The following is a 24,091-nucleotide window of genomic DNA, read 5'->3' as shown; positions in this document are numbered from 1 at the left end:
GTTTAACAATCATGCTTAATTGCTGATCGCATTACAAAAGTGCTTAGATGAAGAGAGGCTTGGGGCAATACTAATTGAGTAGTTTAAGAGGTTTTTATTGCCCTGATAATGAAGTATATGACTTTATTTGATTCCTAAATATTGCATGCATGTAATCCTTGGGTTCAGACTCTATATTATCTCTGTGAAAGTATCCTAACATCTCGAAAATATCGAAGAATATATTTGCTTGTACATTTGCCAGTACAACAGAGCCAGTAGTTCTTACATCTGTAAATTCATTTAGGTATGTTCTGAGCTGTAGAGCAAATCTGAATAATAAGTCTGTATGTGTAGGCTTCTTAATTTTTAAGTTTGACGTTGCTTCTAATCGATCCATTGAAATACTTTTTTCTTTTGAAAAGTCCATTCCAAATAGATGAAGTAAAATCCTTTCCCCAAAAACCTCAAAAGGAAAATTCTTATTTTCAATGGCATCTAAAATCAGTTGTGTCATCCATTTTGCAACAATTGGATTTTTAATTGCAGCAGTCTCAGTCAGTGATTTTGCCACAAGTTGAAATGCTTGATTAGGTTTAGCAGATTTAAAGGCAAGGAGAAATTGCGCAACCTCCTTGCTCGTCTGGTCATCATTATATCTTTCCCTCGATAAATATTCGATGTCCTGATATTGATTGTCCAGTGTGATGACAATGTAGTATAGCTCATTTATGTGTTCTTGCAGCTCGTACCTTGTAAGGATCTTCAGTAGTCCTTGGTATAGTTCTTCATAAACAGAATCGTCCATCTCAAACTCGAAATTGAGAGTGATGCCTCCTTGTTCTTTTAAAAGGGCTTTCTGTTGAGGAGAAAGGTTAGGAAAGTACTCCTTTAATTTATCGAAATCTACATCGACTTTAAAATCTGACATATTGGAATTGGCTATGATTAACAATATCCAAAAAAATGTTGAATTCCTTTATTTAAAGGAGAGGTTTAAGATTTAGATATAGTTTGTTTAAGATAATTGTGTCGCCATCAATTTGGCGTGCGCCAAAGGATGCGCCAATTATAGTTTGATTTTGCGTATTCTTTAATTAATAACCATATATTAGTCGGAAGCTTATGTTTCAATAAAGCACGTCAAAACCGCCTTAAAACAAATAAAGCCCATCGCAAGATGGGCTTTTTAGTAGCGGGGAGCAGGATCGAACTGCCGACCTCAGGGTTATGAATCCTGCGCTCTAACCATCTGAGCTACCCCGCCGTGGGCTTGTTTTTTTAAAGAGTTGCAAATATAGAATAAAATACTTTCCTTTAGAAAAAAATAAAAAAATAATCTACAAATAACAAGATATAAGCGATTTAAGATGTCAGAAAAGAAAAAATTTACATTAGAATATGAGTTGAAATCGTCTCCGCGTATTTTGTTTAGTTTCATCAGTGAGCCAAACGGGTTGTCCCAGTGGTTTGCAGATGATGTTGTATTTCGTGACCAGGTGTATACATTTACATGGGATGACGAAGTACAAAAGGCCAAAATGTTAAGCTTTAAAGAGAATAAAATGGTGAAGTTCAAATGGATTGATGATGAGCCTCATTGCTATTTTGAGATGGAAATCGTGCAGGATGAGTTAACAAATGATGTAGCACTTTCAATCACTGATTTCGCTACCGAAGAAACACTAAAAGAAAGAACCCAAATCTGGGATAACCAGATCACCTACCTGCACAGTGTAATTGGTGCATAATTTTTCAGATGCAATGTCTACATTTGTATATTGAAAAAGATTCATATACTTCTGCTGAAAGCATTCATCAGGCCCTTCCTGGTCACATTTTTAGTGGTAATGTTCATTTTACTGATGTTCTTCCTCTTCAAATATGTTGATGATCTGATAGGAAAGGGCTTTGAATGGTACATTATACTGGAGCTGATGTTTTATGCATCCGCCGCCAACGTATCTATGGCGCTGCCGCTGGCCATCTTACTGTCTTCCATCATGACCTTTGGGACACTCGGGGAGAATTACGAGCTGGTGGCCATTAAATCAGCGGGTATATCCCTGCAGAAGGCCATGCGGCCACTGCTGGTGCTGATCATTTGTATAGCTTTTTCATCCTTCCTTTTTTCAGAGTATATGCTGCCCAAGGCAAATCTGAAATTTGGGTCGCTGCTCTGGGATGTAAGAAACAAGAAGTTGTCTTTCCTGATTAAGGAAGGGGTATTCAATAACAGTATTCCCCAGTATTCAATCCGGGTGGATAAAAAAGGGGAGGACGGTGTTTCCCTGACAGGCATCATGATCTATGATCATACCAGCAATAATGGTGTGCCTAAGATCATCATTGCCAAAAGCGGCACCATGAATACCACTAAAGATAAGCAGTTCCTTGTGCTGAAACTGAAGGATGGTGTGCGTTATGAGGAATCGAGCAGTCAGAATGCTACCTATAATCCCAGACAGCAGCTCACCAGGATGCGCTTTGGCGAAACCGCTCAAAAGTTTGATATTTCCAGCTTTAAGATGGCCCGCACGGATGAGAATAGTTTCAGGACAAACAACCAGATGCTCAATCTTAAGGGGCTTGAACATAAAGGTGATTCGCTTAAGAAGGAACTGGACAGCGTTAACCGCTTCGCCAGGATTGCTATTGGTACGTATTTTAAGCAGAGCAATTACACCAAAGGATATACCAAAATCAAAATGGCCCCGGTAAAAGTGAAAGGTGCACTCCTCAATGCCGTACCGGCTGCACAGCGGGTGGCCACCTTACAGTCGGCCCTGGACCAGGCAAAATCAGTGGAGCAAACTACAGATGGCAGGGTTGCCGATCATGAAGAAAGGATTAAAACCCTGATCAGGATCCGGATTGAGTACCAGCGCAAGTTTACCCTGGCTGTGTCCTGCCTGATGCTGTTTTTCATCGGGGCGCCCCTGGGGGCCATCATCAGGAAAGGCGGACTGGGCTTGCCTGTGGTAATGGCCATTATCTTCTTCCTTTTTTATCATATTATCACCACGGTAGCAGAGAAATCGGCCAACCAGGGCAATATCAATCCGATACTGGGTATCTGGATGGCAGTTTTTGTGCTCAGTCCGGTAGGGGCATTCCTCACCTACAAGGCAACAGTGGATTCTGCACTGTTTGATATCAGCTTATACAAGGCTTTTTTCAACAAACTTTTCAGCAAAAAGAAACAGGCCCACAAATAGTCTTGTGTTCCTTACTTACGCATGATATTTGGACACACATATTATCATATAAGGTTGTAACTTTGTTTATTGTTATCTGATTGGATTGCATTCTGATTAGGTACAATGATGAAAACGCTACAAAATGGAAATTAAACTGAACGCAATAGAAGATGCTGTTGCAGATATAAAAGCTGGTAAAGTTGTAATTGTTGTAGACGATGAAGATCGTGAAAATGAAGGCGATTTTCTGACTGCTGCTGCCAATGCCACGCCTGAAGTGATCAACTTTATGGCTACCTACGGCAGAGGCCTCATCTGCGCAGCCATCACTGAAGCCAGATGTGAAGAGCTGGATCTTGAACTGATGGTAGGTAAAAATACCGCTGCCTATGAAACTAACTTTACGGTTTCAGTAGACCTGATCGGACATGGCTGTACAACGGGTATTTCGGCATCAGACCGTTCTAAAACTATACAGGCACTAATTAACCCGGCTACAGATCCTAAAGAACTGGGCAGGCCCGGGCATATTTTTCCCTTACGTGCAAAAGATGGCGGGGTACTGAGGCGCGCCGGGCATACCGAGGCGGCTGTTGACCTGGCTGTACTTGCGGGTATGGAACCTGCCGGGGTACTGGTAGAAATTATGAAAGATGATGGTGAAATGGCCAGGTTACCTGATTTATTAAAGATTGCCGAACAGCATCAGCTGAAAATAATATCCATTAAAGACCTGATCGCATACCGTCTTAATCAGGAGAGCCTGATCAGGGAAGATGTTACCATTAACCTGCCTACAGAATGGGGAGATTTTAAAATGACGGCCTATACGCAACTGGAGAATAATGCTATACATCTTGCTTTAAGCAAAGGTGAATGGACACCTGATGAAGCGGTACTGGTGCGTGTGCACAGCTCGTGTATTACCGGAGACATATTTGGTTCCTGCCGCTGTGATTGCGGTCCGCAATTGCACAAGGCTATGCAAATGATCCAGGAAGAGGGTAAGGGAATTGTAGTTTACATGAACCAGGAAGGCCGCGGTATTGGTCTTGTAAATAAGTTGTTGTCCTATAACCTTCAGGATGCCGGTTTCGATACCGTTGAAGCTAATATTAAACTGGGCTTTAAAGGTGACGAACGTGATTATGGGGTAGGCGCACAGATACTAAGGGCACAGGGCGTTTCAAAGATGCGCCTGATGTCTAACAACCCTACAAAAAGAGCAGGGCTGATCGGCTATGGTTTAGAGGTTGTAGAGAATATTGCGATTGAGATATTGAGCAACACACATAATGAGACTTATCTGAAAACGAAAAGAGATAAAATGGGTCACACCATTATGAAAGGATAAAGGAAAGGCCGGTTTTGAACCGGCCTTTTTTATGATGGTGTGCTTACCTGTTTTTCTTCATTTTCTTCTGCTCCTCAGTGATGGCTTCTTTATTGATCGACTGCTTAGCCTTATTTTTTCTTTCTTCCTCTTTCTTTTTCTGATTTCTGCGGTATTCACCGGTTACCTTCTGCACAAATTCCCTGAAGTTATCAAACTGTTGTGAATAAATCAGGCCGACAGAGGTAACATTGGTATTATTGATGCCGGGGTTGGCAAAGATACTTTGTACCGTTGGCGGTTTGTTGGCCAGTTTACCTACCAGTGTACCGTCTCTCCTGATCAGCGCAAGAACTTCTACTTCACCACCCACATTATTGCTGTTAAAGCCAATTGGCGATAAATCACTGTTGCTGATCCGTCTGTCTACCACACCCGCATTTACGGTCACCCTATTATCGAAAAACCGGAATGAGGCACTGGCCTCACTTAGTGAACGGATATTGATGTCCACAAAGTCGAGGTTAAGCGTAGAGAGCACATTGTTAAACTGATTGAAAAGCAGTTCGGTAGCAGTACTGGCCACGCCGGATGACAATTGTTTACCCAGATCTTCCCTGCCCGAGCCCGGTGCAAAACTACGCCGGATAATCAAACTGAAGGCTTGCAGGTTCAGATTGTTGGCATCACTAAAATAGGCCTGAAGTTCTTCTTTAATGGAAGGGTTGGAAGGGAAGAAAATATCCAGCTTAATATCTGGTTGGGTCAGGAGACCGCTAAGTCCCATCTCAACCTCCACAGGAACCCTGAGATTAGCATTAGAACTATTGTTGACGTCTCTGTTTGCTGCGATATAAAGATCGCTTAGACCCGCCCTTAATTCGTATATCGCTTTGAGCTGAATCTGTGCCTGGTTAGGATTGCCTATCCAGCGGATTGTACCTCCCTGCCGGATCGTAAATTTCTTGTTGATTACTTCCTGGGCTGTAAAATCAAAGTTTCCGGACTCGATGATATAGTCACCTGACATCTCAAAATCACCAAGGCTGTTGATGTTAAGCTCCAGCTCTGCATTTCCCTTTCCGCTCAGGTTACCGAGGTTGGTGAATAAGTTGGCCGTACTGTTAGGATCTATCCGCAGTTTGAAATTCATCGTAAGGCCGTCAAAGTTGGTTGCCTTTTTTGCATTCGCCAGGGTATCCTTGCTGATGAAGGTAATAAACTCTTTTGAAGTTACTGTTTCGGAGCTATTCAGCGGGAGATTAAATACCGTCCCTTTTTCGGTTTTGGCATCAATGCCGATATACATCTTGTTTGTTGGCCCTTTGAAGATGAATGTTCCCGTAGCAAAAGCCTGCCCAAAATACAGCTGGTTATCTTTGGCGGTGGTATTCAATGCCTGGAAAGTCCTGGCTTTGATGGTAATATCAAGATTGGGCGTATTGATCTCATTCAGGTCAACAGAGCCGTTCGCTGTAGCTGTATTTCCGCCTACATCTTTCAAATCCAGGTTGTTAATTTGTACCACACTGTTTTCTACCTGCACCTTATCATTGATCTTATAAGTGGTTTTCAGATAATTTACCGTTACCTGTGCTTCCTTCAGGGTAACATCGCCATTAATTTTTGGTGCGCTGAAGGGGCCTTTTATGGTTAAATCTGTTGATATATGCCCTTTGAGATTGGACACCAGGTCGCTTACAAATGGAGTGATAACGGTAAGTTCTGTTTCATCCATTTTAACGCTGAGGTCCAGGTTCTTTTCTTTCAGGTCCAGCTTCCCGTCAATTTTGAGCGTTTCTTTATCCGTAGTATTGATACGCATGAATACATTGGCCATGTTTGCTTCCTGATTGAAAGATGAAGTATCTGTAAGCGTGCCAATGTAGGTGTTATTAAGAGTTAGGGAGTCAACAGTAATGCCATCACTGATGCGCGGCGACTTCAGCAGGCTGTATAAATTCGTCTCCCCGTTTACATTACCAGACAGTGTAATGCCCAGTGTTTTTACAAAAGGGTTGAGTGTTCTCAAACTGAAAGCTTTAAATCCAACTTTGAGCTTATCATTGGGGTCGCCAGACAGCACCCCGTCAACGCTGAGCAGCTGGTTCCCGTTTTTAAGATCAAAGTTGCTGATCTCTGTTTTTCCGCCCCTGAAATTGATGCGTACTTTCTCCTGGATCGCCCAGTCCTGGCTGTTGATCTTGAGTATGGAAGGGAGGATACTGATCCTGGCAGTGGTATCCTTGCCAAATTCAACCAGGCCGTTTAAATCCAGCTGGTTGGCATCGTCTGCATTGGAAAGTTTAATGTTGAGGGCAAGACTGTCGTTCCGTAATATATTGGAGATGTTGACATTCTTGATGTACAGACTGTCGTTAAGATCTACCCGGTCTGACGTAATAATTGCCTGAAGCTGGTTCTGGGTAGTATTCTCATCAATAATGATGTTATTGGCAATCACACCCTTATAGGTAAGTTTTTTTACAAAACCGTTTAGCGTGGCAATATTCTTCTTGGAGTCGAAATTCCCCACCAGGATGGCCTGGTCCTGTATTTCCAGTCCGGGGGCAATCAGTTCTGCTACCGGCTCAAAACGTTTGATGTTGAGGTTAAACTGAAAGATCTGATCTTTGAATTTTACAATATCTGTCTTCAGTGAAGGGATATATGTTTTCGCCAGCTGTTTGTAATAGGAAGGGAGTGTATTCAGATCATACTGGCCCCTGATGCTGGCATCCAGTACGTCAGAGCTGATCTTTAGCGTCCGGTCTATTCCCATTCCCTGGGCTTGCAGCTGTACGGAGTCAATATTGTAAATCCCCTTGACGTTGTCGAGCCTGATTTTCTGTATAAGCAGGTTACCCTGTATATTATTCAGGTTGGTGCCTGAAAAATTTGTGCTGAAAACCGCATCTACCTTTAACGAATCTTTAAAGATGTGCAGCGCCCTGAGCTTTGCATTTTTGATGGTCGCTTTAAAATTAAATGTCGGCAGCTTTGGGTTTAAATTTACACCACCATCAAATACCAGCTGCAGGTTTTTATCATTTACTTTCAGGTTTCCGTCAAAGAATTTCTTATCGAACTTTCCGTCAATCTTCACATTGGAATAACGGTAGTTGTTAAAGTCGATATACTTGATATCCCCATTCACTTCTTCCGTCAGGCTGTTGATCTCGGTTCCTTTTCCTTTCACATATACAGCAGCGGTAATCCTGCCCAGGCTATTTTCATTGAGCAGGTCGCCGAGGTTAAAGTCGTACGCCTTTACATTTCCCGAATAGGAGGGCACACCTTTGGAATTGATCTTCATGTTCACATCAGATACCACTCTTCCAAGCTTGGTCTTAAATTCGCCAAAGGCGATAAAGTCATTCTGAAAACCCGTAAAGCTTCCGTTGAAATAGATATTTCCAAATTTCTCCACGATCACAGGAATAACCTTTGTTTTGTTTCCTGTGGTATTCCCTAAAATCTCATCCAGGTCTTTTTTGTTAGTGGATAACATATCTACCTTCAGCTCCATGAAAGTCTCTTTCAGGTGGGGCAGGCCTTTGAGGTTAAAATCTCCTTTAAAATAAGTTGCTTTACCCGCCTTGATTGCCAGTTTTTTGGCCCGCAGATTATTGACGAGGCCGGTGATCTGTCCATCAATATCAATATCGAGGTTCATTCTGGAAAGCTCCGGGGCAAAGAATGAGATATCCCTTGAAGCCAGGTGGCTGTTTTTGAAATGGCCCTTCATCCTTACCTTATTGACATAGTCATTAAAGTCGGCGAATTTGCTGAAGCTCATCTGGTAATAATCTGTTAAACGGCTTTTGTTGGTTACCAGCAGCAGTTTCTTCAGCTCTATACGGTTGGTGTCTATTGTTGTAAACGCAGTAAGGTTTTTAAGGTAGAAGCCGCTTTTTTCTTTAAAGGTCAGATTTTTGATATCTGCCTGCATCACATGGTCTTTGGTATTGAGCTGTTCAAAAATACCGTTCATATTTTTGAGTTCAATATCATCAAAGTTTACTCCATTAATTACCGTATCTACTTCAAGGTTTTTGTATTTGAGCTGCAGGTTATTGATGATCACCCGGTCTACCGAAACCTGAAAGGGTTTTTTCTTTTTGCCGGTAGAGGGGCCCGAATCAAAGTAATCAATGATAAAATCGAGGTTAGAGCCTTTGTCTTTGCCTTTATATTGTTTGAGAAAGAACGAGCCGTTGTTTACCTGAACAGTATTGATGTCTATTATTCTTTTCTCCAGTGAAAATACATTCAGGTCTGCAATGAATTTTGGCGTGCTAAGCAGTGTGTCTTTCTGCCGATCGAGTACAAGGAGGTCTTCAATGACCACCGACTTAAACGGTTTAATATAAATACTGTGTAAAGAAATCGTCGTATTTAATTCTTTTGAAAGATATGCTGCAGCTTTTTTAGCAATAAAAGTCTGCACAGGCCTGAACTGGAGCGAAAATAGAATAATCGCCAGCAACAGCAGAATTGATGCAATAATCCAAAGAAGTATTTTTAATAGTTTTTTGATAGTTTTGTAGCTTAATTATAATCAAAGGTGTCAGTAATACTTGCTATCGAATCTTCTTGTGATGAAACTTCAGTTGCGATCTGTAACAACGGCAAAATTACTGCCAATGTTATTGCAAACCAAACTATTCATCAAAATTATGGTGGAGTGGTTCCCGAACTTGCGTCGAGAGTTCACCAGCAAAACATTGTTCCGGTTATTCAGCAGGCATTAATTGATGCTAAAGTTAGCAAAAAGGATATCAATGCAGTAGCTTTTACGCGTGGCCCCGGATTATTAGGCTCTTTACTGGTGGGGGTATCCTTTGCCAAGTCATTTGCGCTGGCGCTTGATCTGCCCCTGATATCGGTCAATCATATGCACGCGCACATCCTGGCCCATTTTATTGAAGATCCAAAGCCTGCATTTCCCTTTCTTTGCCTTACGGTCTCAGGCGGGCATACCCAGATCGTTCTGGTAAAAGATTATTTTGATATGGAAATCGTGGGGCAATCCCTTGATGATGCTGCAGGAGAGGCTTTTGATAAGACTGCAAAGATCTTAAACCTGCCTTACCCGGGCGGGCCGCTGATTGACAAGCATGCCAGAAACGGTAATCCCCTGGCCTTTAAATTTCCTGAACCGCAAATCAAAGACCTGAACTATAGTTTCAGCGGCTTAAAGACCGCGATCCTGTATTTCATCCGCGATCACCAAAAAGAAAACCCTAACTTCATTGAGGAAAACCTTGACGATATCTGTGCCTCAGTGCAGCACAGCATTGTGCACATTCTCCTCAATAAGCTGAAAAAAGCGGCACAGCAGTATAACATTAAAGATATTGCCATTGCGGGAGGAGTATCAGCCAATACCGGCCTTCGCGATGCACTTGCACAGAAAGCAGAAGAACTGGGCTGGAAGGTTTATATCCCCGCCTTTGAATACTGTACCGACAATGCAGCGATGATCGCTATTGCAGGTCATTATAAGTACCTGAATAAAGAATTTGTAGGGCAGGATATTGCACCTGCATCAAGAATGGAATTTTAATATATTAAATAATACATACCGTTATGAACTCAATGAGCTTTATGTTTTTTGGCCTGATGCTGATTCCCCTGATCATCTTTCTGATCTACCTGATCAGACAGGATAAGAAAAAAAATTACATCGGCCTGGTTGTACTCGTTATCGCAATTTTTGTGGCAGCTTACGTGATCATCACGGTCGACTCTAAATACATGTCTCCGGAAGCAACAAATATTCAGCAACGATAGGTTGCCGCAAACAAAAAAAGGGACCCGTGCAATACGAATCCCTTTTTTGTTCTGAGGCTGCTACTATTGCAGTTCCTCTAATTTCTCTCCTGTAACCTCGGCCCTGATCTTTGCTTCGATCTCATCTGCAAGCTCAGGATTATCAAGCAATAACTGTTTTACAGCATCTCTTCCCTGTCCCAGCTTGGTATCTCCGTAAGAGAACCATGAACCGGCTTTTTTCACGATATTGAAGTCAACACCTAAATCGATGATCTCACCAACTTTAGAAATACCCTGGCCAAACATCACATCAAACTCTGCGATCCTGAACGGAGGGGCAACCTTATTTTTAACGATCTTCACTTTCACCCTATTACCAGAAACCTCATCAGAATCTTTGATTTGGGAAGTCCTGCGGATATCCAGACGTACTGAAGCGTAAAATTTCAGTGCATTACCACCTGTAGTCGTTTCAGGGTTACCGAACATCACACCGATTTTTTCACGTAACTGGTTGATGAAGATACAGCAGCATCCTGTTTTAGCGATTGTACCCGTCAGTTTTCTTAAGGCCTGAGACATCAGACGTGCCTGAAGACCCATTTTAGAATCTCCCATTTCACCTTCGATCTCTGCCTTTGGAACCAATGCCGCAACAGAGTCAATCACGATCACATCAATCGCACCGGAGCGGATCAGGTTATCAGCAATTTCCAGTGCCTGCTCGCCATTGTCCGGCTGTGAGATCAGCAGATTATCTACGTCCACGCCCAGTTTTTTTGCATAGAACTTATCGAAAGCATGCTCTGCATCGATAAACGCTGCCACACCACCTTTTTTCTGTGCTTCGGCAATGATATGCGTAGCCAAAGTGGTTTTACCGGATGATTCAGGACCGTAGATTTCGATCACACGTCCTTTTGGAACGCCGCCGATACCTAAAGCAATATCTAAACTGATAGAGCCGGTTGAAATCGCTTCAATAGATTCAGTAGGTGTATCACCTAATTTCATCACGGCACCTTTACCGTAAGATTTTTCTAACTTATCAAGTGTAAGTTGTAATGCTTTTAATTTATCTGCGTTCGGAGTCATCTTGTTAAATTGTGTTCGTAAATATAGAATATTTATTCTTTATAAAAACTATATGTTAGTAAGTTGTGACTAAATATATTAGCAATATTAGGTATTAATTTTCAATAATTAGCATAACAAATAAAAAAACTGATTTTTAATTTATTGAATGACTAATTTCTTTAGTTGTGCCGGCCGTTTTTCCAGCTGCCTGCAGCACTACTTTTTCATAGTATCTGCATATTGAAGTGAGCGGGCAGATCTCACATTTTGGGGACCTGGCTACGCAAATATACCTTCCGTGAAGGATCAGCCAGTGATGCGCAATATGGATATCCTGCTGCGGCAGAAACTTTACCAGGTCTTTTTCTACTGCAAGGGGCGTTTTCCCATTGGTAAGCCCGATTCTGTTGGCTACGCGGAATACATGTGTGTCTACTGCCATTGCCGGTGCATTATAAATTACCGAGGCAATCACATTTGCGGTCTTGCGGCCAACACCCGGCATTTTTTGCAGCTGACCGATATCTGAGGGAACCTCATTGTTAAATTCATTGACCAGCATATTGGCCATGCCTACCAGGTGTTTGGCTTTATTATTCGGATAGCTTACACTCCTGATATAGTCAAATACGATATCGGGTGTAGCTTCTGAAAGTGCTTTGGCATTCGGAAAGCGCTGAAATAATGCGGGGGTAACCTGGTTAATCCTTTTATCCGTGCACTGGGCTGATAAGATCACAGCAACGAGCAGCTGATAGGGGTTGTTATAATGCAGTTCTGTTTCAGCATCGGGCTGTTTAGCAGAAAAATAAGCTACAAACTGTTTATACCTTTCTTTTTTGAGCATGTGCAAAGATAAAATAAAAAAAGCTGCCCGGGTTGCCGGCAGCTTAATATTAATATTTTAACTCGGTTATAAAGATCTTGAATACGCAAGTATCCTTGAGATCGTTTCATCCTCAGGATTTTTATTCAGCAGATCCATTTGTGGTTTGATGCTCTCGTAGAACATTAAATCCAGGTCATTAAAAGATTCTCCACTTAAATTTTCAGCTTGCTGATTTGAGTGGTTTAAATCGGGAATAGAAGTAGATGTTGTTATCATAAGCAATTTACTGTTTCTGTTTTAGTTATTAATAGAACGAAACAAGTTACTATTTATTTTGCATCTGATAACAATATTTTTAATGGAATTTTAACCTCCCGCCTAGGTTACTTCTTTCACCTTCATCATCTTACGCAGGTTGCTGAGCGCATATCTCATCCTGCCCAGGGCCGTATTGATGCTCACTTCAGTGAGGTCTGCAATTTCTTTAAAACTCAGGTCGGCATAATGGCGCATAATCAGTACCTCCTTCTGCTCGTCGGGCAATAACTGGATCAGTGTTCTCAGGTCGCTGTGGGTCTGGTCGCGCAGGATCTTTTCTTCCGCACTTTCCTCATAAACCTGCAGCATATTGAGCACATCTGTGCCATCCGCACTGGTAATTACCGGTGCACGTTTTTCACGGCGGAAATAATCGATCACGAGATTGTGTGCGATACGCATCACCCATGGCAGAAATTTACCTTCCTCATTATATCTGCCCGAGCGCAGGGTATTGATCACTTTGATAAAAGCATCCTGAAAGATATCTTCTGCCAGGTACTGATCTTTGACCAATAAATAAATTGAAGTGTATATTTTGGACTTGTGTCTGTTTAATAGTTCTTCGAGAACCGACTCATTGCCGGTTAGATATAACTTCACCAGGTCCTGATCACTATAGGATTGTAAATTCATAGTATTATCTGTACTAAATTCCTTTGCTGTTTGCTAAAAAATACTTAGTAGACGTTCTTATCTATATCGTTTCTCCTATTGTTTTGATGAGATGAATTAGTTGATTGCTTAATTTATTCAAAAGAAGGATTTTTTTATCAGATTACAACAATAAAAATACTAAAAAAAATTAAATGAAGTTGTGCCCCATTATTTTTGCTGCAGACCAAAAAACTAATTCTGTGTTTTTTAGGTTATATTTGCAAATCCTATAAGGAATTAAATGAGTAAGGAAACCGAGAAAGATCCACATAAAAACATTATTATAAAGGGTGCCAGGGTACATAACCTTAAGAACATCGATGTTGCCATTCCAAAAAACAAGCTGGTTGTCATCACAGGGATGTCTGGCTCAGGAAAATCTTCACTGGCATTTGATACGCTGTATGCTGAAGGGCAGAGACGTTATGTAGAAAGCCTTTCATCCTATGCACGCCAGTTCATGGGAAGAATGAACAAGCCTGATGTTGATTATATCAAAGGAATAGCCCCTGCAATCGCGATTGAACAAAAGGTAATTACCTCCAATCCCAGATCAACTGTAGGTACATCAACCGAGATCTATGATTATCTTAAACTGCTGTTCTCCAGGATCGGGAAAACGATTTCTCCTGACAGCGGGGAGATCGTAAAAAAAGATACTGTAAGTACGGTGGTAGATTTTGTATCCGGACTGGGCGATGACAGCACTGTAACGATATTTTGTCCGTTGCACCCGCACAACAACCGTTCTGTAAAAGAAGAATTGGCGGTATTGCTGCAGAAAGGATTTTTGAGGGTTTACCTCGATGATAAAGTCAGCAAAATTGAAACCATCCTCGAAGATGAAGACTTTAAGGATTATGAACTTACCGATGCCTCAACTATACGTATCCTGATTGACAGGATCGTTTTTCATGATGATGACGAGACGATGAGCAGGCTGGCCGACTCAGTACAGACGGCATTTTTTGAAGGTAAGGGCGATTGCTATGTGGAGCATGAGGAAAAGGTTTCGCATTTTTGCGACCGCTTTGAGCTTGACGGGATCAGGTTTGAAGAACCAACACCAAACTTTTTCAGTTTCAATAATCCATACGGAGCATGTAAGCGCTGCGAAGGTTATGGAAATGTGATCGGTATTGATGAAGACCTGGTGATCCCTGATAAAAGCAAAAGTTTGTACGACAATGCCGTTGCTCCCTGGAGAGGAGAAAAAATGCGCGAATGGTTAAACAAGCTGATCAAAAACGCCAGTAAGTTTGATTTCCCTATTCACCGTTCTTTTAGCGAACTGACGGAAGAGCAGCAGCGTCTGGTGTGGACAGGAAATAAGTGGTTTGCCGGCCTTGATGATTTCTTTACCGAACTGGAAACGCAGACTTATAAAATACAATACCGTGTGATGCTGTCACGCTACCGCGGAAAAACGATCTGTCCTGACTGTAAGGGATCGCGCCTGCGAAAAGACGCATCTTATGTAAAGATAGGCGGCAAATCTATCGTTGATGTGGTTCTGATGCCACTGTCATCTATCCAAAACTTTTTTGACCACCTTGAACTTTCAGAAACGGATGAGAAAATCTCCAAACGTTTACTGGCAGAAGTAACCAGCCGTGTGCTTTATCTGAATAACGTGGGACTGGGCTATCTAACGCTGAACAGGTTATCCAATACCCTGTCTGGCGGAGAATCACAGCGGATTAACCTGGCCACCTCTTTGGGAAGCAGTTTGGTAGGATCAATCTATGTACTGGATGAACCCAGCATTGGCCTTCACCCCAGAGATACCAATAAACTGATTGAAGTGCTGGTGTCGCTGCGAAATGTTGGTAACACGGTGTTAGTGGTAGAGCATGAAGAAGAGATGATGAAGGCGGCCGACCATATCATTGATATTGGCCCGGAAGCCGGAACTTTAGGCGGTAACCTGGTTTTCAGCGGCACGTACGAACAGATCATTAAAGATAAAAAGAGCCTTACCGGAATGTATTTATCCGGCAGGCAAAGTATTGCTATCCCGGCAACCCGCAGGAAATGGGCCGACCATATCCTGATTAAAGGTGCAAGGGAGAATAACCTTAAAAATATAGAAGTGAAATTCCCGCTGGGAGTTTTCACTGTAGTGAGCGGTGTATCGGGCTCCGGAAAAACCAGCCTGATCAAAAAGATCCTCTACCCTGCTTTGCAGAAAGCTATCGGTAATTATGCGGGCGAGCAAACAGGTTTGTACGATGGTATATTCGGGAACTATGACTTGATCAGCCAGGTGGAAATGGTAGACCAGAACCCGATCGGGCGGTCGTCACGTTCAAATCCGGTGACCTATGTAAAAGCATGGGACGATGTACGTTCATTATTCTCGGCATTGCCGGCGGCTAAGGCATCGGGACTTAAACCTGCTGCGTTTTCTTTTAACGTAGAGGGCGGACGCTGTGATGTATGCCAGGGTGAGGGAGAGGTGAAGATCGAAATGCAGTTTATGGCAGATATTTACCTGCCTTGTGAAGCCTGTAACGGGCGCAGGTTTAAACAGCAGATCCTGGATATCACTTACCAGGATAAAAATGTAGCTGATATCCTCGATCTTACGATTGATGAAGCAGTTGAGTTCTTTAAGAATGAGCCTAAGATATTGAATAAGCTGCAGCCACTGGTAGATGTAGGCCTTGGATATGTTCATCTGGGACAGTCGTCAAATACTTTGTCCGGAGGTGAAGCACAGCGGATTAAACTGGCTTCGTTCCTCATTAAAGGCAATAACGCCAGTAAGACTATGTTTATCTTTGATGAGCCTACTACTGGGCTGCATTTCCATGATATCAAAAAACTGCTGATCGCATTGAATACGCTGATTGAGCAGGGAAATACGATCCTGGTGATTGAGCATAATATGGATATGATCAAATCGGCCGACTGGGTAATTGACATTGGTCCGGAAGGCGGGGACAAAGGTGGACATATCGTTTTTGAGGGCACACCGGAAAATCTGGTCAACGAAAAAACGTCTTATACCGGAAAATATCTCAAAGACCATCTAACACCGGCTTTAACAGAAAAATAATTATCTATATTCGCAAATGCTTTTTTTAACCTTTTTTCTGGGGATACTTCTTAACTCTATAGGTTATATCCCGCCGGGAAATATCAATCTGACTGTTGTTCAGATTACTATTACGAGGGGAATAAAGCAGGCTATCTACTTTATACTCGCGTTTTCATCCATTGAAGTGCTTTTTACTTTAGGGGTGATGCGCTTTGTACAATGGCTGTCCAGCGAAATCAAGGTAGGGGAATATATCGATGGCGTGATGATCATCATGTTCCTTGTGCTGGGGATCACCACATGGCGGTCGCGCAAGGAGATGCCCAAAGCAGACTATTCTAAAAAAGACAGTATCCGCTACGGGATGCTGCTGGGGGTATTAAACCCGATGCAGATCCCATACTGGCTGTTTGTAGGGACATACCTGATCTCGCATGAGTGGATCGACAAAGGGTATATCTCCCTGAGTATTTTCAGTATCGGTTCAGGGATTGGCGCAGCAGTAGCTTTGTATGGCTTTGCGCGGTTTGCACAGTATATACAAACCAAGTTTACGCTCAATAATTATGTGGTAAACAAGGCGATTGCAGGTTTATTCTTTGCTCTTTCTGCCTATCATATCTTTAAGCTGATTTATATTCATTTGATCAGGCATTAACTACTTCTTCAAAAATTCGAGGTTCCAGATCTTTTCTGCCCTGCGGCCGATAAACCAGAAAGAAGCTGCCAGCACACAAAAGAACAGTGCTTTATGCCAGGTATCCCAGAAATATTCAAAATAGCGGGTATACAGGTTGAGGAAGAGAAAAGTAATCCCGAATTCGCGGGCCACTTCATCCCTGAATTTTAGCCCGGTAAGGATTGCGATTCCGCAGGCTGCGGCAGAGATCAGGGCCCAGTAGAAAAGGCTGATCTGTTTGATGCCGTACCACTGGTCAAGCGTACCGAAATTTCCAAATACCGAGATTAGCCATAGGGATACAAAAAGGTACATCATCCCGCTGATGTAGGTGGTGAGGTAAAAAAACTGAAAAGATTTTACTTTTCTCAGCAGTAGTGCCGTGGCGGTTACTGCAAAACCAAAGATCACAAAGCGCAGGGGGTAGTTCATTCCCAGGAAATACAGGTTTCCGCGCGAGAGGTACCCTGTTTCTGTTCCAAACCAGGCACCCAGTGAGATCAGCACAAATACCCAGATGAGGCGCGACCTGAATACAAATGCCAGTACCCCGTAAATCCCTACCGAGAATAAGATGAGCAGTGAAAAATGGCTGCCGCCATCGCCGATGGCTTTACCGAAATAAGCAATTGCATTAGCGGTAAGCATAACCGCAGTGAAAATGATGGCATCATTGCTGAATACCTGCTGGGGCAATGATTTCTTTCTTTTAAAGCTGAGCCAGTAGAGTACAGCAGCTGCAGCTGCAGACAGGATGCTGATGATGCTGTCGGGCGTATCGTACAGTTTTTTAAGGTAATCGAGGATCTGGTTGTCGATCAGCAAAGCACCAAGGGAAATGACACCACAGGCCATTGCAATCCAGAAAGAATACTGTGCAAGCCTGCGCCAGTCGAAGGATTTTGCCTCATAGCTTGCTTTTAGTTTTTGTACCTGATCCTGGCTCAGCAGGTGTTCTTCCTGCCAGTGTTCCAGCATTTCGTCCAAAAACTCGCTTTTCTCCTGGTCTATTTTCATTTTTTGCCGTGATGAATTGTGTTAACAAAAATATACTTTTTAAGTTTTCCTGAGCAGTTCAGGTATCTTTTTATGGTTCCCTACAATCCAGACAATGTCTTCGTTTTCAAATACAAGGTTAGAATCGGGGTTCAGTATCCTTACGCCCTGACGTTCAATTCCTACTACAAGTCCCTGCGTCTGCTCCCTGATCCCCGAATCGCGGATGGTTTGTGCAAAGACAGGAGAGGAGCTGTTGATAACAATTTTTTGCAGCGTCATATCCTTTTTTGGGAAATAGGTTTCGTCGTTTTCCTTTGCGGAACCGTTAAAAAGTTCCTGTACGGCAGCAAGCTGATCATCCGTACCAATCAGCATCACCTTGTCGTTGGGATACAGCCTTTCGTCCCTTTGGGGGGTGGGAATCATTTTATGCCCGCGCTCAATCAGGGCAATGTTTACACCATACTTTTCCCTTACGGCAAGTTCCACGAGCGACTTGCCCACGAGCTCTGATTCAGGTGAAACGGTGAGCTCCGTCAGGTGGGTATCCCAGGGCAGGATTTCGGGCTGTTTGTTTTGTTCTTCCCTTGCATTCAGGTTATACAGAAAGCGGTGTTCCATGCGGTCGTAAAAGGCCTGGAGTTTCCTGGAGAAAATGGTCATCCCAAGGATAATCAGTGCAAGTGCTGCCAGGATTGATGCCCAGGTGCTGTAAAACTGAAAAATCAGGAAGCCTACGGCAAAAAGCGCCAGGCTGATCCTCAGTACTTCCAATGAGATCAGCGGGCCGCGGGTGTATTTTTTATTGAGCCAAAGATGGGCATGTGCTTTCCGCTCGATCCTGCGGATGGCCAGGGCCCATAAAAACGGCGCCATTAAAACCAGTGAGATGATCAGGCTGATGATAATTCCGTTATTGCCGCTGATGAGGTGTGCTGTTACAAAAGGCTGCAGGTAACGGGAGCCTGCAAATATGATGGCGATCAGGATCACAGAATGAATGATCGTATTGAAGGTGTAGGCCTTTAATAAGACCTTCCAGTCACTCATTGTGGTAATCCCCGCCGTACTGGTACTGTACCTGCTGATGCCTGCCACCCATTTTGCCGGCAGCTTTCGTTCCAGAAACAGGAAAAAGGGTTCCGAAGTCCTGATCAGGTAGGGTGTGGTAAAAGTGGTAATAGCTGAAACAGCTACCGCGATCGGATAAAGGAAGTCGCTGGTTACTTTCAGGGTAGTCCCGAGGGTTGCAATAATAAATGAAAACTCACCGATCTGAGCAAGGCTCATACCTGTCTGTACCGCAGTTTTGAGCGGCTGGCCGGATACAAGTGCACCAAGGCCAGAACTGAGGAACTTCCCGGTGATGGTGGCCAGGGTGATAATCAGGATCGGCACTGCATAGGTGACCAGGATCCCGGGATCAATCAGCATACCTACAGACACAAAAAATACCGCGGCAAAAAGGTCTTTAACGGACTTGGTGAGGTGCTCTATTTTTTCTGCCTGTGTAGTTTCTGCCAGTACCGAGCCCATGATAAATGCGCCGAGGGCAGGAGAGAAGCCCACCTTAACAGCCAGCATCACCATCAGCAGGCACAGCGCCAGTGAAACGATCAGCATGGTTTCGTCGTTCATCAGTTTCTTTGTGGCTTTCAGGAAAGTTGGCACCAGGAAGATCCCGCCAATGAACCATAGCACCAGGAAGAAGCAAAGTTTAAGGATAGAAAATACCATCTCTGTGCCGGCAAACTGCCTGCTCACAGCCAGCGTAGAGAGCAAAACCAGTAAGAGGATGGCCACCAGGTCTTCCACGATGAGGACGCCAAAAACAAGACCGGCAAATTTTTTATGTTTTACCCCAAGTTCTTCAAAGGCCCTGATGATAATTGTGGTTGACGACACAGATAATATCCCGCCAAGGAAAATACAGTCCATGGTTCCCCAGCCCATCACCTTACCGGCAACGAAGCCGATCAGGAGCATAAAGAATACCTCTACAATAGCGGTGATGGACGCAGAGCCGCCAACCTTCACCAGTTTCTTAAAACTGAATTCCAGGCCGAGGCTGAACAGCAGAAAGATCACACCGATCTCCGCCCAGATATGTACGCTTTCATGATCGGTAACAGTAGGGAAGAAATGGATGTGCGGGCCAACGAGCAGTCCGGCTAAAATGTAGCCCAGCACCAGAGGCTGGTTGATCTTTTTAAACAGGAGGGTGGTAACCCCTGCGGCCGCGAGTATTAAACCTAAATCGGTTATTAAAACGGGTAAATGTAGCATATAAAATAATCACTGGTAAAACTATCATAAGCATACCGCCTGAAATCAGTAGTGATATGCTTATGATAGCTTCATAACCGATGAAAGACAAATGTATGCTGATGAAAAACTGATTATCGTAATATACTAAAATATGGCGTTTTTCAATAAGAAAATGCTGATTTCTTTGTTTAATGCTGTTGGGCGAAATATTTTAAAGTGTCTTCCTTGTCCTGGGCCAGCTGTACCTTTAAGGCTTCCAGACCGGTAAATTTTACATCATGGCGGAGAAATTCATGGAAGTTCATTTTGATATACTGACCGTAAATTTCCCTATCGAAATCAAAAATGTTGACCTCAATATTGCGGGTCATACCGTTGATGGTGGGGCGCTGCCCGATATAGGCCATTGCCTTGTACGCCTGGTTGTCCGTTTCTACTGTGACTGCATAAATGCCATCTGAGGGAATCAGTTTGTAAGGCTGTTCGATAAATATATTTGCTGTAGGATAGCCAATGGTGCGGCCGATTTTATCTCCTTTGATCACAGGGCCGTATAGGGAGAAGGGATAGCCCAGGTATTCTGCTGCCAGTCCTACTTGTCCGCAGAGCAGCGATTCCCTGATCTTGGTGGAACTCACCGCCACATCGTTGATGTCCTGTTCGCCAATTTCTTCAACTTCATAGCCGTAAGGCCCTGAAAAGGCAATCAGGTCCTTCATCCCCCCCGAGCGGTCTTTGCCGAAACGATGGTCGTACCCAACGATGATCTGTTTGATGCCAATAGTTTCTACGAGGATCTTCTGGATATATTCTGAGGGGCTAAGATTAGAGAAATCCCTGGTAAACGGCGTAATGATCAGGTGGTCTACACCCAGCGCGGCCAGGATCTCTGCTTTTTCTTCGATCGTGTTGATCATTTTCAGGTCCTGGTTTTCAGGATCAATGATCATCCGCGGATGCGGGAAAAAGGTAAGGATCACGCTTTCTCCGCCGGTACTGCGGGCCAGTTCACAAAGCCTGTTGATGATCTTCTGGTGGCCAAAATGGACGCCATCAAAAGTGCCAATGGTGGCAACAGCGTTGTTCAATCTCTTAAATTCGGACAGGTGGTTATATATTTTCAAAATCTTTAGAATTAATGCAGGGCATGGCGTTTAACCACCCCTCCTTTGATATCGGAAATTTGCTGCTGCACCACAAAGGCATTCGGATCGATCTGCCGGATTTCGTTTTGCAGCTTGCCCATTTCCAGTTTGGTCACTACTGTATATAAAATATCAATCTCTTTATTCTCTGCGTATCCGCCTTCACCTTTATAGATGGTGACACCGCGTTTCATCTCATTGATCAGGAATTGTTTGATTTCGTCTTTCCTTTCCGAAATCACGGTTACCCCGATATACTGTTCCAGTCCATTCACCACAAAATCGATTGTTTTTGATGCCGATAAGTACGTAAGTATGGCATACATTGCCGTTTCCGTGCCCAGAAATATTGCTGCAACACCAAAGATCACAACGTTGAGGATCAGGATAATGTTGCCTACCGTGAGCTGGCTGTTTTTACTGATGTAAAGCGCCAGTACTTCTGTTCCATCAATCACGCATCCGCCGCGCATGGCCAGTCCGATCCCGCCGCCGAGAAAAAGCCCACCAAAAAAGGCGATCAGCAATTTATCATGTGTAACCGGCTGAAAAGGGATAATAATCAGGAATGCTGCCAGAACAGCAATTGCACAGGCCGTTTTGATGGCAAAAGCTTTGCCGATCTGGGAAAATCCCAGGATCACAAAGGGAATATTAATGAATATAATCAGATAGGATAACTTGAGTCCCGTTAAGGTACTGATCAGCAAAGAAATACCGGTTACGCCGCCGTCGATAAAACCGCTGGGCATCAGGAAGCTCTTCAGGCCAAAGCAAGCCGAAAAGATCCCGCAGGTGATCAGCAGAAGGTCTCTGAGGAAGCGCAGGTAGTTATTTGTTAAATGATTGTGCATCTGATCAGGTATTTTTCGGAGCTGTTGCTTTTTCAGTTGCTGCCCCTGCTTCAGTTGCAGCTCCTGTTTCAGTGGCTGCTCCTGTTTCAATGACTGCAGCTGTTTCATGGGCTGCAGCTGTTTCAATGACTGCAGCTGTTTCAGTGACTGCTGCTTCAGTTGTGGCGGCTGCTCTTCTGTTACGAAGATACTCAACAAGGTCTTTTACTTCAAATGCGTCTTCCAGCAGGAAATTACCGCTGCGGGTGCGTGTGAGTTTTGAAAGATAAGCACCATTATCAAGGTATTTGCCAAAATCTGAAACGAGCGACCTGATGTATGTCCCCTTGCTGCACACAATCCGGAAGTCTACCTCCGGCAGTGCAATCCGCGTGATTTCAAACACCGGTACATTTACAAAGCGCAGCCTCAGTTCCTGCTCTTCGCCTCTGCGGGCTTTAACATACAAACGTTCTCCGTTTACCTTTACTGCAGAATGTGCCGGGGGATATTGCTGGATTTCTCCGGTGAAAGGAGTAGTGGCCGCATATATTGCTTCATCAGTGAGGTAATCCAGCGGATATTCTGTATCAACGGTGGTCTCCAGATCAAAAGAGGGGGTAGTAGCCCCCAGGATCATAGTACCTGTATATTCTTTATCTTCTGCCTGGAAAGTGTCAATCTGTTTGGTCAGCTTTCCGGTACAAAGGATCAGCAGGCCGGTAGCCAGCGGGTCCAGCGTGCCGGCATGGCCTACTTTTAATTTCAGGGGTTTTAAGGAGTTTCTGATTTTCCCAACTACATCAAAACTTGTCCACTCATACGGTTTGTTGATGAGTAACAGTTCACCTTCGGCAAAATTGAAGGTTCTTTCCATTAATTTTTCTACGCTCAAAACTCTGATTTTAATTAAGCGGCAAATTTACACAATTATATGATCTGGAGGTCATGCCCGCTGTAGATAAGCAGGATAATGATAATTCCGGCAATAATCCTGTACCAGCCAAAAAGCTTGAAACCATTTTTATTAAGGAAACCGATAAAGCTTTTAATCGCCAGTAAGGCCACTACAAAAGCGATCACATTGGCAATCAGCAGGATCTGTACTTCGTCATGTGTAACGGTATTTCCTGCCTTATAGAAATCGAGCAGTTTTTTTGCCGTAGCGGCAAACATGGTGGGCACGGCTAAAAAGAAAGAAAATTCGGCAGCTGCTTTTCTGCTCAGTTTCTGTGTCATCCCGCCAACGATAGTAGCTGCGGACCTCGATGTTCCGGGGATCATCGCCAGGCACTGGAAAAAACCAATCTTTAATGCTGTTCCATAGGTAATTTCTTCTTCAGTATGGACAGTAGGTTCACTGAACCATTTATCAACAAATAAGAGGACAAAGCCACCGATTACGAGGGATATCGCTACCGTCATCGGGCTTTCGAGCAGCTCATCGATTTTATCGCTCAATAAGACACCAAATACTGCTGCCGGGATAAAGGCCACAATCAGCTTATAATAAAAATCGAGGGTCTTGAAAAAACGTTTAAAGTATAAAACCACCACAGAAAGTATAGCGCCCAGCTGGATCACTATCGTGAAAAGTTTTACAAAAGGATCGGATGCGATGCCCATATAGGAAGACGCAAGGATCATATGGCCAGTAGAAGATACGGGTAAAAACTCCGTTAATCCCTCTATGACAGCGAGAATAATTGCCTGAATAAGATTCATGGATGCTTACTTTTTCAGGACTGCGTAGATACCAAAACCAAATCCAAAAAGCACTACCATAGGAGCAATCAGGGTTTTCCTTACATCATAAATATCTGTTGTGCCCATCATCAGTATAAAACCGAAGGCTACAATAGCAATACTGATCAGCAGCAGCTGATAATTCTTTTTGGTGAAAACCAGTTCATGTTTGGGATCCTGATTTGCAGGTGTTGCTTTTTTCTCCAT

Annotated in this window: 19 protein-coding genes, 1 tRNA gene and 1 pseudogene; 7 read left to right on the top strand and 14 right to left on the bottom strand. The window is 43.4% G+C overall.

All coding sequences use genetic code 11. The features are described from left to right. Positions 1-94: 94 nt before the first annotated feature. On the bottom strand, positions 95-910 hold the full coding sequence (locus FN831_RS25430; protein WP_142531026.1) for a hypothetical protein: 816 nt from the start codon (positions 908-910) through the stop codon (positions 95-97). 262 nt (positions 911-1,172) lie between these two features. Then, positions 1,173-1,246: transfer RNA gene (locus FN831_RS25425), tRNA-Met, on the bottom strand. 103 nt (positions 1,247-1,349) lie between these two features. On the opposite strand from FN831_RS25425, the gene FN831_RS25420 reads away from it, so the two are divergent. The 3 genes from FN831_RS25420 to FN831_RS25410 all read left to right on the top strand — a co-directional run bounded on the left by FN831_RS25420 (position 1,350) and on the right by FN831_RS25410 (position 4,533). Further along, positions 1,350-1,730, top strand: a complete 381-nt coding sequence (locus FN831_RS25420; protein WP_041882351.1) for an START-like domain-containing protein — start codon at positions 1,350-1,352, stop codon at positions 1,728-1,730. Positions 1,731-1,760: 30 nt separating this feature from the next. Continuing rightward, a complete protein-coding gene (locus FN831_RS25415) occupies positions 1,761-3,197 on the top strand; it encodes an LptF/LptG family permease (RefSeq protein ID WP_142531025.1) in 1,437 nt (478 codons plus the stop codon). Between the two features lie 124 nt (positions 3,198-3,321). Then, positions 3,322-4,533 (top strand): bifunctional 3,4-dihydroxy-2-butanone-4-phosphate synthase/GTP cyclohydrolase II, encoded by a 1,212-nt coding sequence (locus FN831_RS25410; protein ID WP_142531024.1) that lies wholly within the window; start codon positions 3,322-3,324, stop codon positions 4,531-4,533. 43 nt (positions 4,534-4,576) lie between these two features. Here FN831_RS25410 and FN831_RS25405 read toward each other — a convergent pair whose 3' ends face one another. After that, positions 4,577-9,001 carry a translocation/assembly module TamB domain-containing protein gene (locus FN831_RS25405; RefSeq protein ID WP_246101760.1) on the bottom strand — a complete coding sequence of 1,475 codons (4,425 nt, stop codon included), beginning with the start codon at positions 8,999-9,001 and terminating at the stop codon, positions 4,577-4,579. A 78-nt stretch (positions 9,002-9,079) separates the two neighbouring features. On the opposite strand from FN831_RS25405, the gene tsaD reads away from it, so the two are divergent. Beyond that, positions 9,080-10,081, top strand: coding sequence for a tRNA (adenosine(37)-N6)-threonylcarbamoyltransferase complex transferase subunit TsaD (gene tsaD / locus FN831_RS25400; protein ID WP_142531023.1), 1,002 nt, complete (start codon positions 9,080-9,082; stop codon positions 10,079-10,081). Positions 10,082-10,104: 23 nt separating this feature from the next. Further along, entirely contained in the window at positions 10,105-10,308 is a 204-nt protein-coding gene (locus FN831_RS25395; protein ID WP_142531022.1) for a hypothetical protein, read from the top strand. Positions 10,309-10,371: 63 nt separating this feature from the next. Here the strand turns inward: FN831_RS25395 and recA are convergent, their stop codons facing one another. The 4 genes from recA to FN831_RS25375 all read right to left on the bottom strand — a co-directional run bounded on the left by recA (position 10,372) and on the right by FN831_RS25375 (position 13,150). Continuing rightward, positions 10,372-11,385 carry a recombinase RecA gene (recA, locus tag FN831_RS25390; protein WP_142531021.1) on the bottom strand — a complete coding sequence of 338 codons (1,014 nt, stop codon included), beginning with the start codon at positions 11,383-11,385 and terminating at the stop codon, positions 10,372-10,374. 136 nt (positions 11,386-11,521) lie between these two features. Continuing rightward, entirely contained in the window at positions 11,522-12,214 is a 693-nt protein-coding gene (gene nth / locus FN831_RS25385) for an endonuclease III (protein WP_142531020.1), read from the bottom strand. A 66-nt stretch (positions 12,215-12,280) separates the two neighbouring features. Beyond that, the gene (locus FN831_RS25380) at positions 12,281-12,472 is read right to left on the bottom strand and encodes a hypothetical protein (protein ID WP_142531019.1); all 192 of its coding nucleotides are present in this window, start codon (positions 12,470-12,472) and stop codon (positions 12,281-12,283) included. A 102-nt stretch (positions 12,473-12,574) separates the two neighbouring features. Further along, positions 12,575-13,150: an RNA polymerase sigma factor gene (locus FN831_RS25375; protein ID WP_142531018.1), complete on the bottom strand. Its 576-nt coding sequence runs from the start codon at positions 13,148-13,150 to the stop codon at positions 12,575-12,577. A 262-nt stretch (positions 13,151-13,412) separates the two neighbouring features. Here FN831_RS25375 and uvrA point away from each other — a divergent pair, with 262 nt between their 5' ends. Continuing rightward, the gene (gene uvrA, locus FN831_RS25370; protein WP_142531017.1) at positions 13,413-16,232 is read left to right on the top strand and encodes an excinuclease ABC subunit UvrA; all 2,820 of its coding nucleotides are present in this window, start codon (positions 13,413-13,415) and stop codon (positions 16,230-16,232) included. Between the two features lie 16 nt (positions 16,233-16,248). Further along, positions 16,249-16,872, top strand: coding sequence for a LysE family transporter (locus tag FN831_RS25365; protein WP_142531016.1), 624 nt, complete (start codon positions 16,249-16,251; stop codon positions 16,870-16,872). On the opposite strand, the gene FN831_RS25360 is transcribed toward FN831_RS25365, so the two are convergent. The 7 genes and pseudogenes from FN831_RS25360 to FN831_RS25330 all read right to left on the bottom strand — a co-directional run bounded on the left by FN831_RS25360 (position 16,873) and on the right by FN831_RS25330 (position 24,091). Continuing rightward, positions 16,873-17,910: a DUF2157 domain-containing protein gene (locus tag FN831_RS25360; RefSeq protein ID WP_142531015.1), complete on the bottom strand. Its 1,038-nt coding sequence runs from the start codon at positions 17,908-17,910 to the stop codon at positions 16,873-16,875. Positions 17,911-17,949: 39 nt separating this feature from the next. Then, a complete protein-coding gene (locus FN831_RS25355; RefSeq protein ID WP_142531014.1) occupies positions 17,950-20,178 on the bottom strand; it encodes a cation:proton antiporter domain-containing protein in 2,229 nt (742 codons plus the stop codon). Positions 20,179-20,348: 170 nt separating this feature from the next. After that, the gene (locus FN831_RS25350; protein ID WP_142531013.1) at positions 20,349-21,284 is read right to left on the bottom strand and encodes a bifunctional riboflavin kinase/FAD synthetase; all 936 of its coding nucleotides are present in this window, start codon (positions 21,282-21,284) and stop codon (positions 20,349-20,351) included. An 11-nt stretch (positions 21,285-21,295) separates the two neighbouring features. Next, positions 21,296-22,267: a YitT family protein gene (locus tag FN831_RS25345; protein WP_317132116.1), complete on the bottom strand. Its 972-nt coding sequence runs from the start codon at positions 22,265-22,267 to the stop codon at positions 21,296-21,298. 64 nt (positions 22,268-22,331) lie between these two features. Then, a pseudogene (gene truB, locus FN831_RS25340) lies at positions 22,332-23,015 on the bottom strand (tRNA pseudouridine(55) synthase TruB); the annotation flags it as partial. A 53-nt stretch (positions 23,016-23,068) separates the two neighbouring features. Continuing rightward, complete coding sequence (locus FN831_RS25335) at positions 23,069-23,863, bottom strand: undecaprenyl-diphosphate phosphatase (RefSeq protein ID WP_142531011.1); 795 nt, start codon at positions 23,861-23,863, stop codon at positions 23,069-23,071. A 6-nt stretch (positions 23,864-23,869) separates the two neighbouring features. Further along, positions 23,870-24,091: a DUF3098 domain-containing protein gene (locus tag FN831_RS25330; RefSeq protein WP_185960603.1), complete on the bottom strand. Its 222-nt coding sequence runs from the start codon at positions 24,089-24,091 to the stop codon at positions 23,870-23,872.

Source organism: Pedobacter westerhofensis, assembly GCF_900182595.1.
Taxonomy (GTDB): Bacteria; Bacteroidota; Bacteroidia; order Sphingobacteriales; family Sphingobacteriaceae; genus Pedobacter; species Pedobacter westerhofensis.
The sequence above is the reverse complement of the archived record's forward strand: the minus strand, read 5'-3'. Positions and strand labels throughout refer to the sequence as shown.